Annotated in this window: 13 protein-coding genes; 6 read left to right on the top strand and 7 right to left on the bottom strand. The window is 67.8% G+C overall.

Annotated features, from left to right (window positions below; all coding sequences use genetic code 11):
- Window positions 1-252 precede the first annotated feature (252 nt).
- Window positions 253-1371, bottom strand: coding sequence for an ROK family transcriptional regulator (locus AX690_RS00165; RefSeq protein ID WP_066684810.1), 1119 nt, complete (start codon window positions 1369-1371; stop codon window positions 253-255).
- Window positions 1372-1492: 121 nt separating this feature from the next.
- Here AX690_RS00165 and AX690_RS00160 point away from each other — a divergent pair, with 121 nt between their 5' ends.
- Window positions 1493-4090, top strand: a complete 2598-nt coding sequence (locus AX690_RS00160) for a TonB-dependent receptor (protein WP_066684807.1) — start codon at window positions 1493-1495, stop codon at window positions 4088-4090.
- 26 nt (window positions 4091-4116) lie between these two features.
- The gene (locus AX690_RS00155; RefSeq protein ID WP_066684804.1) at window positions 4117-5088 is read left to right on the top strand and encodes a glycerophosphodiester phosphodiesterase family protein; all 972 of its coding nucleotides are present in this window, start codon (window positions 4117-4119) and stop codon (window positions 5086-5088) included.
- A 34-nt stretch (window positions 5089-5122) separates the two neighbouring features.
- On the opposite strand, the gene AX690_RS00150 is transcribed toward AX690_RS00155, so the two are convergent.
- The 5 genes from AX690_RS00150 to AX690_RS00130 form a co-directional block, all read right to left on the bottom strand.
- Complete coding sequence (locus AX690_RS00150; protein WP_082769406.1) at window positions 5123-6400, bottom strand: MFS transporter; 1278 nt, start codon at window positions 6398-6400, stop codon at window positions 5123-5125.
- A 70-nt stretch (window positions 6401-6470) separates the two neighbouring features.
- On the bottom strand, window positions 6471-7637 hold the full coding sequence (locus AX690_RS00145; RefSeq protein WP_197426733.1) for a glycosyltransferase: 1167 nt from the start codon (window positions 7635-7637) through the stop codon (window positions 6471-6473).
- Complete coding sequence (locus AX690_RS00140) at window positions 7634-8518, bottom strand: hypothetical protein (protein ID WP_197426732.1); 885 nt, start codon at window positions 8516-8518, stop codon at window positions 7634-7636. Before AX690_RS00140 ends, AX690_RS00145 begins: the two co-directional genes overlap by 4 nt.
- Window positions 8511-9470 (bottom strand): hypothetical protein, encoded by a 960-nt coding sequence (locus tag AX690_RS00135; RefSeq protein WP_066684798.1) that lies wholly within the window; start codon window positions 9468-9470, stop codon window positions 8511-8513. The genes AX690_RS00140 and AX690_RS00135 overlap by 8 nt, the downstream gene beginning before the upstream one ends.
- Window positions 9467-10636 (bottom strand): glycosyltransferase, encoded by a 1170-nt coding sequence (locus AX690_RS00130; protein WP_066684780.1) that lies wholly within the window; start codon window positions 10634-10636, stop codon window positions 9467-9469. Before AX690_RS00130 ends, AX690_RS00135 begins: the two co-directional genes overlap by 4 nt.
- 288 nt (window positions 10637-10924) lie before the next feature.
- On the opposite strand from AX690_RS00130, the gene AX690_RS00125 reads away from it, so the two are divergent.
- Both AX690_RS00125 and AX690_RS00120 read left to right on the top strand, forming a co-directional pair.
- Window positions 10925-12070: a glycosyltransferase family 4 protein gene (locus AX690_RS00125; protein ID WP_369798155.1), complete on the top strand. Its 1146-nt coding sequence runs from the start codon at window positions 10925-10927 to the stop codon at window positions 12068-12070.
- Window positions 12071-12084: 14 nt separating this feature from the next.
- Window positions 12085-13275 (top strand): LptF/LptG family permease, encoded by a 1191-nt coding sequence (locus tag AX690_RS00120; protein WP_066684778.1) that lies wholly within the window; start codon window positions 12085-12087, stop codon window positions 13273-13275.
- Window positions 13276-13384: 109 nt separating this feature from the next.
- Here the strand turns inward: AX690_RS00120 and AX690_RS00115 are convergent, their stop codons facing one another.
- A complete protein-coding gene (locus AX690_RS00115) occupies window positions 13385-13969 on the bottom strand; it encodes a Crp/Fnr family transcriptional regulator (protein ID WP_369798154.1) in 585 nt (194 codons plus the stop codon).
- Between the two features lie 197 nt (window positions 13970-14166).
- Here AX690_RS00115 and AX690_RS00110 point away from each other — a divergent pair, with 197 nt between their 5' ends.
- Both AX690_RS00110 and AX690_RS00105 read left to right on the top strand, forming a co-directional pair.
- Window positions 14167-16227, top strand: coding sequence for a toll/interleukin-1 receptor domain-containing protein (locus AX690_RS00110; RefSeq protein WP_066684774.1), 2061 nt, complete (start codon window positions 14167-14169; stop codon window positions 16225-16227).
- Window positions 16220-16630: a hypothetical protein gene (locus AX690_RS00105; RefSeq protein WP_066684763.1), complete on the top strand. Its 411-nt coding sequence runs from the start codon at window positions 16220-16222 to the stop codon at window positions 16628-16630. Before AX690_RS00110 ends, AX690_RS00105 begins: the two co-directional genes overlap by 8 nt.
- The last annotated feature ends 185 nt before the right edge of the window (window positions 16631-16815 follow it).

Genomic DNA, 16815 nt, shown 5'->3' with positions numbered 1-16815 from the left:
CTCTCCAGCTCCGAAAAGCTAGCATGGGTGTCCACTGAAACGAGGGAGGATCAGCTTCAGGACAGGGCTCTGGGCTTGAGGACAGCGTTAGCTTGTCGAGTGGGGTTTCCGGGCCAGCGTTAGGTTGTGGCCCCAAGTTGGCGAATTTGCCGCTTCGTTCAGTTTCAATGGGTTAGCCGGGCGGCGTTAAGTTGTCGCGACAGGCTGTGAGGACTGTCTGCGGAGACCGGTTAGCGTTAGACTGACAGCACCCTAGTCGCGCCGCGCGACGGGCAGCAGCAGGTTGAAGATTGGAACGCAGGCCGCGCCGATCGCGCCGGCGATTGAGCCTTGGGCGGAGGCCAGGATCGGCGCGTTCAACAGATCGTCCATCGGCGGGCGCACGCGCTCGAAGTCGATCCGCTCCGCCAGAGCGGCGGTTATGTTGGGTGGCAGTCGTCCTGCGAGGATCACTGCTTCTGGGCCGAAGAACCGGCTGACTTGAAACAGCACCTTGGTCAGCTGATCCGCGGCGCGCTGGATCCAGGCGTCCAGCACCGGGCGCGCCTTCGCGGGGAGCTGGTCGAGCGCGTCGAAATCGGCGACCGCATGGCCTGCGGCGCGCAGGGTTTCGAGCAGGTCCAGACCTGACGGACGCGCTTCGCCATACGGATAGAACTGGCCCAGAATCCCGGCGTTGCCGAAGGCGCCCCTGTAGGGCTTACCGTCGATAATAAGGCCGCCGCCGATGCCATGGCCCAGGTGGACGAGCATGAAGGTTTCGTGGCTTCGTCCGGCGCCGACCATCCGCTCGCCGATCGCGCAGGCGCGGCCATCGTTTTCCAGAAAGATCGGAACCCCGATGTCGCCGCCAAATCGACGTTCGAGATGGTCGCCCTTCAGATTGGGGAAGGCCATGTGCGTGGCCAGCGAGCCGTCCGGATAGAAGTCGCTGGGCAGCGAAACGCCCATGCCCACCATCTTTCCGAAGTCCAGCCCCTGGGCTGGGGCCAGACGACCCAGCTCCTGCTGAACCACGGCGGCTATGGCCTCGGGCGCATGGTCGGCGAGCGGCGCCTGATGGGTCAGGACGACGACCCCCGCCAGATCGACCACGGCGATCTCAAGATAGGTCAAAGAGAAGTTCACCCCGACCGCGAAGCCCGCCGCTCCGTTCAGCGCGACGGGCCTCGCCGGCTGTCCGCGCTGCCCGCGACGCGCCTCATGCTCGACGACGAGGTCCATGTCCGCCAGGTCCTGAACCATCTGGGTGATCGCCGGGCGCGTGAACTGCGTGCGCGCCGCGATCTCGGCGCGGGAGGAGGGGCCGTGGCGCAGGATGCTGTCGAGCACCAGCCGGTGCCCTGTCGTCAGGCGGGAAGAGCTGATCATGGCTCGCCCATCTCACTCCCCACGGACGCGATCAAGGCGACAATTAAATTAAGTCACTTAACATAAGTGTCACGGCGCGGGTGTAGGGGAGCCTGACCAACGAGCCGAGAAGAGAGCCGCCATGCCCCACATTCAGAAGCTGACCGGATCGGCGAGCGCCTTGACGCTCGCCCTGGCCCTGCAGACCACCGTCTTTGGCGTAGCGACGGCGCAGACCGAGGCTTCGCGCGCCTCGGAGTCCGTGAATGTCGGCGACGTCGTGGTCACCGCGCGCCGCTCGATCGACACGAGCGCCGTGGACATCAAGCGCACGGCGGCGGTCACCGTCGACGCGGTGACGGCGTCCGATATCGAGCGCACGACGGATACGACGCTGCCGGAGGCGCTCGAGCGGGTGGTCGGGGTCAGCGCCGATGCGTTCTACGGCACCTCGGACGCGGGCTACGCCTCGATCCGCGGTTTTGATTCCCGCTACAACAGCATGGAGATCGACGGCAATCCGATCTGGTTCAGCAGCCAGAACAATCGCGGCGCCCAGATCAACATGTTCCCCGCCGGCATCGTCAAGGAGACCAGCGTCTACAAGACGGTCTCGCCGGACCAGGATCACAACGCCATCGGCGGACACATCGCCCTGCGCACCCTGCGCGCCTTCGACGGCGGCGCGAAGCCCTACCTGACGCTCGGCGGCCGGTTTGGCCGCTACGACCAGGAAAGCCGCGTCAATGACGGCCCCTCGGGCAGCGTCTACGCCGCCGGCAAGACGACGTTCGGCTCCGCCAAGCAGTTCGGCGTCGTGGCCGGCGTCAACTATCAGAGGTACGCCAACGCCGACGTCTATAGCGGCGTCGACAGCTACACCCAGGTCAACGGTCAGGACCAGGCCAACGGCAACATCTACACCAACAGCCACTACGATAAGCTGACCCGCAACCTGTCGCTTTTCGGCAAGCTCGAGGTCCAGGCGACCGACAAGCTCTACGCCTTCCTGTCGGCCAATCTGTTCGACGAGACCAAGAACCTCTACCTGCAGCGGGCCAACACTTTCGTGTCCGCCACCAGCGGCCGCACCATCACCCAGACGGGCCAGGGAACCGCGACGTTCACGGGCGGCGAAGGCCAGGTGCGCGAGTACGACTATGACGTCCACCGGCGCGCCAAGATCATCGGCGCGGGGGTCGACTACGCTCTCGCCGGCGACACCGCCCTGGTGATGCGCGCCAATTACACCGACTTCTACAACAACGTTCTGCTGCGCAATCTGGGCGACGGCTTCCGGCTCTCGGGGGTGAACGGCGCCTACGACCTGAGCGGTGAGGTCGCGACCGTGACGCCCTCCGATCCAGCGCGCTACGCGACCCTGACCAACTGGGTGTTCCGCAACACCGCCGCGACCAGCAGCAGCGCCGCCTATAACCGTGACCAGATCCTGAAGGACAAGGTCTATGCGGCGCGCGCGGACCTGACGCACAATGTCCAGGCCTCGGCGCGCGGGATCGGGGCGATGGCGGGCGTCAGCTGGACGCGGCTGGACCGGGGCTTTGATCAGAATTCCCGCTTCTTCAGCCTGCCGGGCGCTCCGTCGCTGACGCTGGCCGACTTCGCGCCGGCCGGTTCGAGCATGGCCGACCACGGCGCGATCAAGACGAACTGGAATGGCTTCTGGGACAGGCTCTGGGCGGGCGGGGTCTCGCGGCTCGATAGCGCGCCGACCACAGACTACCAGCTGCGCGAGGACGTCCTCGCCGGCCATGCGGCCCTCTATGTCAGCGGCGCGAATTTCCGGGCCATCGCCGGCCTTCGCTACGAGCACACCCGCGACGAGACCAGCACCGCCAACCTGGTCCGCAACGTCGTGACGCCGGTGACGCGCAAGCACGACTATGGCAATTGGCTGCCCAATCTTCAGGCCTGGTTCGAGCCGCGGCCTCGGCTGCGCCTGCGCGCGGCGTTCACCAAGACGCTGGGCCGTCCCGATTTCGCCGACTTCGCGCCGGGCCTGACCACCAGCTTCGACGCCAACGGCGTGCCGACCAACAATGGCACGAACCCGCAATTGGGTCCGCGCGTCTCGACGAACTACGACGCCGGGATCGAGTATTATCTGAGCGACGGCATTGTGGCCCTGGCGGTGTTCCGCAAGGACGTCGATGGCGAAACCTTCAGCCAGAGGTTCGAGGAGCGGGACGCCGCCGGACAGCTCACGGCGATCAACACCATCCCGCTCAACACCGGCGCGGCTAAGCTGACGGGGGTCGAGGCCACCTTCGCCAAGCGCCGCTTCGAGCGCCTTCCCGCGCCGTTCAACCGCCTGGGCGTCCAGGCCAACTACACCTATCTCGACGGCCAATGGGACGTCGTGCTGAGCAACGGCGGCCAACGTTCGGTGTCGGGCCTGCGCAATCAGCCCAAGTGGCTGGCCAACCTGCAACTGAGCTACGACGCCGGTCCGGTCGATCTCAATCTCAACTATCGCAAGCGCGGACGCAGCTTCACCGGCACGTTCGGGGCGACCGCCACCGGCGACCGCTGGATCGACGGCTACGACGCGCTCGACGCCAAGATAAGCTGGAGACTGCGGCCTGGCCTCAGCGCCTCGCTCGAGGCGCGCAATCTGACCGACAGCTACATCCGTCAGACCACCGGCGGCTATGACAGCCTCTACAACACCGTGGGCGCCGGTCGCAGCTACTTCGCCGGCTTGCGCTACCGCTACTAGTCGAACCCTTTCGCAAAGGTCCGAGCATGATCCGGCGCCTCAACCTCGCCCTGGCCTTCGCGGCCGTTCTCTTGGCGCCGATCTCGGCGGTCGCGGGCGCGCCGACCAGCGGCTTCGCGGCGCTCCGCGAGCGGGTGCTGCATCCGCCGCCGGGCCATGTGGTGGTCGTGGCGCACCGGGCCTGTTTCGCCGCGGCCCCCGAAAACTCGCCCGAAGCCATCGAGGCCTGCGCGCGGCTGGGCGTCGAGGTGGTGGAGAACGATGTCCGCAGCACCAAGGACGGCGAACTCGTCCTGATGCATGACGACACGGTCAACCGCACGACCAACGGCTGGGGCTATCTGAACGACCTGACCATGGCCGACCTCGCCAAGCTGCGGTTGCGCGACGGGGAGGGCGGTCCGGGCGCGGCGATCACCACGATCCCGGTGACCACGCTGCGCGCCTACTACCGCGCCGCCAAGGGCAAGGTGATGATCAATCTCGAACTTAAGCCGTCGCTGGCGGCGAATTTCGAGACCCTGCTCCAGAAGTCGCTGAAGATCGCCGCGGAGGAAGGCGTTCTGGACCAGATCCTGCTGAAGGTTCCGGATCAGATGAGCCATGGCAAGCTGGCGTCCAAGCACATCCTGAGCACGATCGCCCCACCGGCCGGGGTGACATTCTGGCCGATCATCTGGGAGGGGCCGGCCGATCCGATCCGCCGGGTCGACGAGCTCGAGCCTTACGGCGGGAACGGCTATGAGTTGCCCTTCATCACGGCCGACTACTTCAAGCGCATCGCCGCCGATCCGCGCCTCAAAGGTAGGCCGGTCATGGCGGTGGCGGTGCAACCGCAGTGGAGCGGCGGCCTGAGCGATCAGGTCTCGATGGCCGACCCCGAGGCCGGCTGGGGCAAGCTGCTGGGCCTGGGCGCCAATGTCATCATGACCGATCACCCTGAGTATCTTCTCCGTTATCTTGAGAAGACGGGCCGTCGCAGGGCGGCGCCTCGGTAGCGCTCAGCTCGCGGCCCTCACGTCCGAACTGGGCTTATATCGCCTTAGCGAGCGCGGCCGCCTTGCGCGAAATGACGACGGCTAGGAGCGCCATCAGCGCGGAGGCCGCGACAGGTCCCGCCATCATCACCCACCGCAGGCGCGATGGATCGGCCTCGGCGAACGCCACCGTCGCGGCGACCAGGACGATGCCAGCGGCGAGAGACAATTTCGCCGTCGCGGTGAAGGCCGCGAAATATGCGCCCTCCCGCCCCTTGGCGAAGTGGCTGACGCCGTCGCTGAAGGCCGCCCACTTGGCCGCGCCAAGCGCCCCGTTTCCCAAGCCGAAGATCGCGGCGCCGACCACCAACCCGGAAAGCGAAGACGACGGCGCGGCGAAGAAGAAAAGCACTGCGCCAAACGCCTGGAGCGCTGCGCCGACCAGGAATAGGGCCAGGCGCTGGTTCGCGACGGGGAAGTTCACCCAAAGGGGCTGGCCGCACAGCACCCCGCCAGCGGCCGCGAGGATCACAGCGCCGCCCCACGCCGCCGAACCTAGCGTTCGCGCGGCGAAATAGGGTTCGAGCTTCTGGAACAATGGAGGGCCAAGCATCATGACCGCCATCATGACGAACAAGGGCCATAGGACGCGGAGCGCCGGCCCGCCGTCCATCGATCGCGCGATGGACGGCGTCCGCAGCGCCGGACCGCTGTCGGCCAGCGCGCGCCGCAAGGCGAACGCGGTAAGGATGGCGACGAGGGCGGCGCCGATGGCCAGGGACAGCAGCAGCGTGGCCCCCGCTCCGACCCGCTGAGCGGCCAGCAGCGGCCCCACCGCGCCCGCGACCGCGAGCATGGCCATCCCGCTGGCCGAGATGCGCGCCGCCGCCACCCGCGACCGCCCGGCCTCGTCGTCCGCGGCCAGGGCCATCAAGGCGTTCTGCGGGATGTCATAGACGGCGAAGCCGAAGCGGAAGGCCAGGCCGCTCGCCAGGGCCCAGCCAATTCTCAGCAGCGGCGGCAGCCAGGGGGTGACGAAGAACGCGACCATGGCGGCGGCCGCGGCCAGGCTTCCCAGCGCCTGCAGGGCGGCCGCGCTCCGCGCATGGGTCATGCGAGGGCTCAGCCATCGGCCGATCGCAAGATCCAGGCCGGCGCTCGCCAGGAAGCCGACGCCCAGGACGAGCCCCATCGCAGCTGAATCCAGACCCGCCACCTCGGTCAGATGATAGGCGAAGAGAAGCTCGCCGCCGTACCAGAGGAGGCTCTTACCGAAATGGGCTAAGCCATACAGCGTTGTCCGCCGCCACCCATCGGCCTGTCCAAGTGTCATGAGCAGGTCCTAGCGTCAGCTGACAACAGCTCTATGTCGGTGAGCTCGGGTCTATCGCGCAAGCGGCTCGTCAGAGCCGCGAGCGAGGCCAGGCTCGTTGTCGCGACAGCGTCGCCAGATAAGTCCCAGCCGCCTCCTCCAAAGTGAAGCGGCGCGCCTGGTCGAGGCTTCGCCGCGGATCTTGCGATCCGGGCCGAGCCGCCGCGATCGCCTCGGCGAACGCGCCCTCGTCGCCTGTCGGAACAAGGACTCCCAGCCCGCCGTGGTCCAGCAAGGTCGCCATGCTGCGGCTGCAGTCGGTGGCGATGATCGGCAGGCCCGCCGCCAGGGCCTCGAGGATGACCGCCGGCACGCCTTCATAGTTCGAGGACAGCAGCAGGACGTCGAACGACGGCAGCTGGGCGGCCGGCTCGGCGACATAGCCCTTGAAGATCACCTGGCGCTCAAGCCCGAGGTCCTTGGCGAGGCTCTCCAGCTTCGCGCGTTCGGGCCCGTCGCCGATCACCGTCAGCGTGTCGCCCCCCTGGGCGCCGCGCGAGAAGGCGCGCAACATCAGGGCCATGTTCTTCTGAGGCGTCAGGCGGGCCACGCTGACGAAACGCCGGCCCGAGCCGCCCCCGGCTCCACGGGGTTGGGCGCGAAGCCGCTCGATCAAGGAAACGGACAAGGCCGGATCGGGAATGATGGTGACGCGGTCCGCGCTGACGCCGAGCGCCTGCCGAATCTCCTCGGCCATCGGCGTCTCGAGGCCGACGAAGTGGTCGATGTGGCGCCCCTGGGCCTTGAGCCACAGGCGGTAGAAGAAGCGAAACCACCCGGGCTGGTCGCGCCGATCGAGATCGTTGCTGACCTTCAGCAGGACAGGCGGGCAGTCGCGGCCCAGCAGCGCCTTCAACGCCAAGGCCACGACCGCATAGGTGTTGCCCGCGCAGAACAGGACGTCGGGCCTTAGTCGCCGCACGACGTTCGGCAGCGTCCAGATCATCCAGAGCGTCTCCATCCGCGCGATCAGCGGACCGCGGCGCGGCGGCGTGATGAAGTCCAGATCCGCGCCGACGTCGCGCATCGCCCCGTCGGTGCGACCCAGAAACAGCGGCGCATCGACGCCCAGGTCGCGCCACCGTCGCACGAGGCGCAGGGCGATGCGCTCGACCCCGCCCGGCTCGAAGCTATGCAGGAACGTCAGGACGCGCGGGCCGACGCGCGTGTTGGGCGGCCCTGTCTCGAAGGGCTTCAATCGCCTCGCGCTCCCCATAGCGAACGGTCGATCCGCTTCACGTCGAACAGGGTCACGGGACCACAGGACGACAGGGTGTGAAGGCCGTGCGCATAGCGCCCGGCTCCGGGCGGCGATCCGAGCGGCGCGGACGCCTCGGCCTCGAACCGCTCGGGGGTAAGTCTGGATATATTCAGTATACGGATCGCGCCGCCGTAGGTGCGCGTGCAGTCCTGAACCGGCAGACGGGGGAGGCCCCCCTCGATCCACACGGTCCCGCCTGGACGGCTGGAGGCCAGGGTGTCGCGGACCGGATTGCCCGGATGCGTCCGCCAGGGCCCGGTCAGGCGCTCGGCGAAGGCGAAGTGCAGTCGGCCCTGCTTCCAGCGCTGCGGACCGGTCGGCGAATAGGCCAGCCACCAGAGGCCGTCGTGCCGGAACGGCGTGGCGTCGATCGCCGGCGTATCCAGTTCCAGGCGCGCCGCCGGCTCCCAGACATCCGGGAACGCCGCCGCGCGATAGAGGGTCACCGCGCCCGAGCGGTAGGCCTCGGGCAGCATCCAGATCTCGCCGTCGGCCGCGAACACCTGCGGATAGGAAAGATGCCAGGGCTCCTTGAGCACGACGGCGCGCCGGATCGGCGTGAAGTCCGCGCCAAGCTCGATCGTCTCGATCACGCCGTGGCGGGTCCGGTAGTCATAGGCCTCGACGAACAGGTGCAGCCGTCCGTCGCGCCAGAAGCCGAACGGATCGGCCAGGAACTTCAGGCGGCCCTCCTCGCCCAGCCAGCGGACCGGCGCGTCGGCGGGAAAGCCGCGGCGGGCGATGTCGGCGATCGGCGCTTCGACCAGCCCCACCCGCCAGATGTCCCGCCCGGGGATTCTCACGCGCCAGTCACTCATGGACGCGGCCCGGCTCGGCGGCGCTCACAACGGACGATCCGCTCCACAGGCCGCGCGCGAGGTCGACGGCGCCCAGGGCGACGATGACGGCCAGATGCATGACCAGGGTGACGAACGCCAAGGCCGCCAGCAGCACCGCCACCGACGAGTGCGCGCCCAGCAGAAGCAGCACCAGGTTCCCGAACACCAGGTCCTTGTTGGAGATCAGCGGGATGCGCGAGATCAGGCAGCGGATCGCCAGCAGCACGATCCATTGACCCGTCGGAACCTCCGGCAGCGCCATCCGCCAGACGAGCACGTTCAGCGCCGTCCAGGCCGCCAGCCGCAGGATGTTGATCAGGCCGACATAGGTCAGATCGCCCAGGCGCAGCGAGAACACCTGACGCCCGAAGATCAGCACGCCCACCGAGATCGCCATCGGAATAAGTCCCGACCACAAGGCCGGCCCCAGGCGCTGGGCGAAGTCGAGATTGCGCAGCTCGGCGATGCTGATCGCCGCCAGCACCAGGGTCAGCAGGTTGCCCAACAGCGCCGAGATGATGTTGGCGTCCTTGATGGCCGCGAACGGGGCCTCGACGACGCTCGCCGCTCGACGCGCCCAGACATAGAGGAACGCCTCGCCGCTGTAGCCGAGCACGACTTCGTTGATGACGTTCTTGCGCAGCAGCGCCTTGAAGCCGGCGGGGGGCAGGTCCCAGAGCCGCCGGAAGATCAGATAGTCGAAAGCCGGCTGGACGAGATAGAGCAGCAGCAGGACCGGCCAGACCAGCGGCGGGAGCTCGCGGATCGCCGGCAGGATTTCGGACGTCGCGCCGCCCAGCTGCAGGATTACGGCGGCCACCAGGCCGATCGACATCGCCACGCCGACCCAAAGCCACAGGCGCGAAGTCTTCCCGTTCGGCCCCTTCGGCGGCGTCGTTCCGTCGATCGCGTTCTCGATCGCCTGCGTCATGCCCGGGCGCCCGCCGCGATCGCCTGGTAGTGATCGAACAGCTCGGCGAAGTGATCGCTGTCGCGCCGGACCCTTCCGGCCGCATCGACCGCGGCGGCCCTGAGGGCGGCCGGATCGCGGGCCAGCAGCCGGCGGAGGGCCGCGGCGGCCGAGGCCGTGTCGCCAGACCGATAGATTTCGGACGTCGCCGGCTCGGCCAAGTGCGCGAAGCCGCCGCGATCGGGACCGACGACCGGCACGCCGCTGGCCATCGCCTCGGCGGGGATCAGGCCGAACGTCTCGGACTCGCAGCCGTGCACGAGGGCGTCGGCGCTGGCGAGGTGGGCGGCCAGCAGGGCGCGATCGTGGATCGGCGACAGGATCTGGACATGGGGGTGGCTCGCGGCGGCTCGCGCCACCCGCTTGCGGTCGATGCCGTCGCCGATCAGGACCAGGCCTAGCGGATGTCCTTCGGCGCGGGCGCGCATCGCCGCCTCGATCACCATCGGCCAACGCTTTTCGGGATGGAAGCGGCCCACGCCCAGGACCAGCTTAGCGTCCGGGGGGCAGGCGCAGGCGGCCAGGAGCCTTGCCCTGAGACCTTCATCGCGCATCGCCGGCGAGAAGGCCCCGCCATCAATGCCCAGGGGCACGCTGGCCACAGCGCCGACGCCTTGCCCCGTCAGGCGGTCGGCCAGCCATCCGCCGCCGGTCACGACCGAACTGAAGCGCCCCGTCAGCTTGCGCAGATAGTGCCAGAACCAGCCGAAAAGCTGGTCGATCTGCTGGGGACTGGCGATCGGCGCCAGCCATCGCTGCGGATAGGACGCCACGGGATCGGCGTGCATGAACATCGCGCGCGGCGCTCGCCCCGACCACTCGGCGACGATGCCCGCGCCTCGCCACGGCGAGGAGGCCTCCACCAGATCCGGTTCCAGGGTCTCCAGCTGGCGATGAACCGGCGCAGCATCCCAGAAGACGTGGTAGTTGGCGTCGAACGGCAGGCGTGGCGCGCGCACCTGGATCACACCGCCCGCGGGACGAGACTCGAAATGGTCGCGCGGTCCCGGCGCGATGACGAACAGCTCATGACCCAGCTGCGCGGCCGCCTCGAACTTGCGGTCGATATAGGTCCGCACGCCCCCGCCGGTGGGCGAATAGAATTCGGCGACATCCACAACCCGCATCTTCGCGTCCCAGAATCTCTGCCTACCGATAGTCCGACACCGTGACGAAGTGATGCCAGTCGCCCGCCTTCACAAAAGGACGACATGACTCGGTGTAGCTCTCATCGATTTTGAAAAAATCGTCTGCGGTGGTGGGGCCAGGACGTCGTCTTACGGACGGGACTGGGGGCGCGGGGAAGAACGAAGATGGACATCAAGGCGCTGACGCACGCTGGTGGTGCGCGCCCGTTACGGATTGCCTTGTTTTCAGGGAACTAAAACTACACGCTCGACGGGGCCAACAAGTCGCTGAACCGTCTGGTCGGCCACCTGCAGGACACGGTCGGCGCGCAGGTCCGCGTCTATTCGCCGACCGGACCCAAGGCCGCTTTCGAGCCGACGGGCGAATTGATTTCGGTTCCGTCGATCAAGATCCCGCTCCGAGGCGACTATCGTCTGGCGCTGGGTCTGCCTGGGTCGATCCGCAGGGACATCGAGGCGTTCAAGCCGGATCTCTTCCACCTGTCGGCGCCTGACCTCCTGGGCTGGGCGGCGTTGAGGCTGGGCCGGCGTCTCAAGGTCCCGGTCGTCGCCAGCCTGCACACCCTGTTCGACAGCTATCTCGACTACTATGGCCTTGGCCGCCTGCGGCCGCTGGTGCGCCAGCGGCTGTGGCGCTTCTACGGCGCCTGCGACTACGTCATGGCGCCCACCGAGGCGATCGGCGACGAGCTGAGGGCCCAGAACCTGCCCGCCCAGGTGCGCACCTGGGCGCGGGGCGTGGATCCCGAGCTCTTCCACCCCGGACGACGCAGCGAGGCGTGGCGAGCCGCCCAAGGCTTCGACCCCGCCCGTCCGGTGATCGTGTTCCTGGGACGGATCGTCATGGAGAAGGGCCTGGCGTCGTTCGCCGAGACCATCCAGCAGCTGAAGGCGGAGGGGCAGTCACCGCAGGTGCTGGTGATCGGCGACGGCCCCGCGCGGAGCTGGTTCGAGGAGCGCTTGCCGGACGCGGTGTTCACTGGCTTCCTGTCGGGCGAGGCCCTGGCGACCGCGCTCGCCAGCGGCGACATCTTCCTGAACACCAGCACCACCGAGACCTTCGGCAACGTCAATCTCGAGGCCATGGCCTGCGGCCTCGCCATGGTCTGCGCCGACGCGCCCAATACCCGTGCGCTGATGCGGCATGATGACAACGGCAAGCTCTGCGCCGATCAGCCCAGCGTCTATGCCCAGGCGCTGACCGAGCTGATCGTCGATGGCGGTCTGCGCCGGCGTCTCGCGGCCCAGGCGCTGAAGCGCAGCGCCGCCTTCCGCTGGACGCAGATCCTGGACGAGGTGGTCGAGGTCTATGGTGAGGCGCTGAGGGCGCGGTCCACGGAGCAGGCTCTTTCGCCCGCGCGTCGGCGCGTCGCGACGGTCGAACCGGCGACCGCCGGTCTGCCTGCGCTCTAGAGCTCCCACCCGCGATGATCCCGACCACCCTGGACCGGTACCTGCTCAGGCGCACCCTGACGCCGATGAGCGCGGTGCTGATCAGCACGATGGTGGCGTTTCTGATGGAACGCCTGATGCGGTCCTTCCATCTGCTTTCTCAGACGACGGACGGTTTCAAGTTCCTGACCGAGCTGCTGGTCAATCTGGTGCCGCACTATGTGGGCCTGACCCTGCCGGGCGGCTTCTTCATCGGCCTGTTCGTGGTGGTCAACGGGCTCAGCAAGAGCTCGGAGATCGACGCGATCCTGGCTGGCGGCGTGTCTCTGGGCCGCCTCGCCGCGCCGTTCGTGGGGCTGGGCGTCGCGCTGATGGCGTTCAGCGTGCTGCTGTTCGGCTTCGTGCAGCCTTACAGCCGTTACGCCTATCACGCGGTGCTGCACGCGGCCGACAAGGCGGGCTGGAACGGCGACGTCAGGCCCAAGGCTCTGCTGTCCACCGGCCCGCTCCTGCTGACCGCCGACGATACGGACGCGAGCGGGCGGCGCCTGGAACGAGTGTTCATCCGCAAGATCACGCCAGATGGCCGCGAAGACGTGCTCACCGCCCGCACCGCGGTGGTGAGCAAGAGCGAAGCCGACCAGAGGGTCACGCTGGACCTGCGCGACGGACGTCAGGTCAGCACCACCCCAGACCACCAGATCTATGTCGCCGAGTTCTCGCGTTTCGCCTTCGACGTGCCGTTGTCGCTGGCGGGCAAGCTGTTTCGGATGCGGGGAAACGACGTCAGCGAACTGACGCTGATCGAACTGGCCCAGCAGGGCTTTGGAGCGGGGCCGACCACGCTTCCCCGGCAGGCGCTGCTCGCCGAGTTCTACGCCCGGTCGTCGCGCGCCCTGATGCTGCCGCTGCTGCCTTTGCTGGCTATTCCGCTGGGCCTCAGCGCCAAGCGGGCGGGCGCGGGCTCGGCCATGGCCACGGGGGCGGTTCTGCTGTTCCTGTTCGAGACCTCGATGATCCTGGGCCAGGCCATGGCCGCGAGCGCCGGCTTGCCGGCGCTGCTGACGGTGGGGCTGCCGGCCGCGCTGTTCGCCGGCGTCTGCGTCACGACCTGGGCGGTCAGTCGAAACCGGCCCGGCGAGAACCCGGTCAGCTGGATCATCGACCATATCGAGGCCGTGGTCGTCGCGATCGGGCGAAGGTTCGGCCGGCGGGGGGCTTTCTAGGGGCATTTCCGATAAGTGTGAAACGATTATCGAAATGCCCTAAACCTTTGAGGTAGAGCCCTTTCCGATCTGATTGGGTCAATCAGATCGGAAAGGGCTCTAGCGCGCGTCAGACCTCGCCGCCGATACGCTCGACCTCGTCGGCCAGGGCGGGAAGGTCCAGGACGTGCAGGGTGCGTCCCGTCTGGCGAACGATGCCCAGGCCCGCCAGTCGGTTCAGCTCACGCGTCACCGGCTCGCGCTGGCTGCCCAGCAGGGCGGCCAGCTCGGCGTGGGTGGGGCAGGGATTGATCACCGCCTGACGACCGTCGCGGCTGGCGGCGCTGGCCATCCGCAGCAATTCGATATCGACGCGGCAGGCCACCGACACGGCGGTCAGCTCGAACAGGCGATCGGTCAGGGACCGCGCCAGCCCCGCCATGTCCTCCAGCAGCGCCTTCATGAAGCGCGGCGACTCGTCGAACAGGCGGCGCACCAGCGACTGGGGCAGGCGAGCGATGCGCGAGTCCTCGAGCGCGACGATGTTGACCGAACGAGGCAGGCCGTCGATCGCCGAAATCTCGCCGAAGTAGCTGCCCTGGGTGATGCGTCGGTAGCCGACCTCGCGGCCCGACTTCGCATACTGGTTGGCCAGCAGGACGCCCTCCAGCAGCAGGTAGATGCCCCCCTCCTGATCGTGGCGCTGGAGGATCATCTCCCCCTTGTCGTAACTCAGATGTTCTATCGCGCCGGCCAGGGATTCCACTTCTGGCTGAAGCATGTGTCGAAATACACGATTTGCGCGATAGTCTTTAGGCGATGCTGCTTTCGGCGTATGGGACGGCGCGGGGGCGAACGATGGGGCAATCGTTTTCATCGAAGTACGCTCCTGCTGTCGATCGGGGGCGATACATGGATAGCCGACAGCGCTACAAGGCGTTTATCAGTTATAGTCATCGCGATCGCAAAGTCGCTCAATGGCTGCATCGCGCGCTCGAGACCTATCGTCCGCCCCGCCTTGTGGCTGAGCGCGGCGCAGACGATTCCAAGCGCAGCTTACGACCTATTTTCAGGGACCGCGACGAGCTGAGCGCCTCGCTCGATCTGAACGGCGCCATCCGGACGGCGCTGGAGCGTTCGGATGCGTTGATCGTCCTGTGCTCGGAGGCCGCGGCGGCCTCGCGCTGGGTGGACCAGGAGGTCGAATATTTCCTGAAGACCGGCGCGCCCGAGCGGATCATCTGCGTGATTACGCCGGACGCCGGAGCCCACACGGACCTCTCCGCGATCCTGCCCCCCTCGCTGCGCGCGGTGTTGCCGCCGGGCGTGGAGCCGCTGGCGGTGGATCTGCGCGAGGAGGGCGACGGCCGGCGTCTGGCGCGCCTGAAGATCGCCGCCCGTCTTCTGGGCGTCAGCCTGGACCAGCTGGTGCAGCGCGACGCCCGGCGACGGCTGCAGGTCATGGCCACGTTCACGACGGCGGCGGTGGTCCTGGCCATCGGCATGGGCGCCATGACGGTGGTGACCCTCAAATCGCGCCAGATCGCCCGCCAGCAGCGCGACGAGACCGAGGCGCTGGTGGCCTTCATGCTGGGCGACCTGCGCCAGCAGCTCGAGCCGGTTGGCCGCCTGGACGTGCTCGACAGCGTCAGCGCCAAGGTGCTGGCCTACTACGCCAAGGCGCAGACGGACCGGCTGGACGACAAGGCCCTGGGCCAGCGCGCCAAGGCCCAGACCTTGCTGGGAACGATCCGCGAGCAGCGCGGCGATCTCGCCGGCGCCGAGCACGCCTTCTCCCAGGCCGCGGCCACCACCCACACCCTGGTGCAGCGCAACCCGCAGAACGGCGACTATGTGTTCGACGAGGCCCAGAACGTTTTCTGGCTGGGCTATGTGCAATGGCGCCGCAACGATGTCGTCGGCGCCGAGCGGCGCTTCAGGCGCTATGGCGAATTGGCCGATCGCCTTGTGGCCCTCGACCCCAAGCGTCCCGAGTGGCGGATCGAGGTGGCCTACGCCAAGAACAACCTGGGCACCCTGTTCTACGAACAGGCGCGGCCGGCCGAGGCGCTGGACGCGTTCCGCGTCGCCTCGTCCGTCTTCGAGGCCGAACTCGCCAAGGCCCCCAAGGACCAGAAGCTGATCCAGGGTCTGGCCAATTCGCGCGCGTGGTCCGCGGACTGCCTGATGCGCATCGCACGTCCGCGCGAGGCCGTCGCCGAGCGGCAGGCGGCGGTGCGCCTGCTGGAGGAGGCCCTGGCCCAGAACCCGAGCGACAAGCGCCTGGCCGCGCGCGCCGTCGCCGCCCAGGTGGCGCTGGCGCGGCTCGAGCTTGACCTGGGCCGCCTGGCTTCGGCGCGGGCGCGGTCGGACGAGAACCTGAAGCGGCTTCGGGGCCTGGCCGTCCTGGATCCGACGAACGCCCGCTGGCGGGAATATCTGGCGAGCAGCCTGATGGACGCCGCCGACCTGGCGCTATGGTCGGGACGGATGGACGACGCTCGCGCCGCCCACGCCGAGGCGGGGAAAATCCTCGCGGCGCGTCGCGTGGGACCGAAGGCCGAGGCCTGGAGCGACAGGTACGAAGGTCGCCTGGACCAGCAGGCTGTCACCCTGGCCCTCCAGTCTGGACGCGCGGACAGGGTGCGGACGCTGGCCGACGCGCTGGCCGTCCGCGCCAAGGCCACCACCTGGCGCAAGGACGCGGGCGCCGCCGCGATCTATGCGTTCTCGGAGTGGTCGGCCGGACGCGCCGCCTCGGCCGTCGACATCCTTTGGCCCTGGCGCGCCACCCTGCCGCCATCGAGCCGCGACGTGCTGGCGCGCGCGCTCGCGGCGGTCGGCCGCAGCACGGAAGCCGACGCGATCGTGCGCGACCTCATAAAAGAAGGTTACGGGCACCCCGGATTCCTTGCGTTTTGGAGAGACTCTCTTCCTGGTGGAGCTTCCACTCGGGAGGCGCAAAATGACTGAACCGACACCGACCACCTACGTCGAGATCGTCGTGGGTTTCGATTCGAACTTCAACTTCATGAACGTGGTCGATCCGGCCCATCCGGTTCCGCTGAGCATGCCCCTGAACCAGCGGCAGGAACTGTATTTCCGACTGAGCGATCAACTGATCGCGGCCGGCTGGGCCTTCCAGCGCCGGCCGATCCAGGTCGACGACGACTACGGCGTAAACTTCTCCAGTTGGGTGTGGGTGACCGAAAAGCCGCATGGCGGCGGTACGCTCCCGACCCACACCGCGTTCAAGATCATCTACGAATGCAATCGGATGGGCATCTACACCTACAGCCTGTTCATGCTGGATCAGCATAAGCAGCTGATCACGCTCGACCCCGACGTCGAGAACGGCACGGGTCAGATTCCCTGAGTCCGTACAGGTCCTTCGACCGCGAGGAGATCGCCGCGCTGATCCGGCGCGGCGAGATCCTCGCGGCTTACGACATCGCCCACGCGGCGCTTGAAGGCGAGGCCGCGCCCCCCGGCGCGGCCTATGCCGCCGTTCTCTGCCTGGCGCGAGCGGGCGCCCTGGACTTCGCTCGTTCGGAGTATGTC

This window comes from Caulobacter sp. CCH9-E1 (assembly GCF_001556515.1).
GTDB lineage: Bacteria > Pseudomonadota > Alphaproteobacteria > Caulobacterales > Caulobacteraceae > Caulobacter.
Note: the sequence above shows the minus strand (reverse complement) of the source record. Positions and strands in the feature narration are given on the sequence as shown.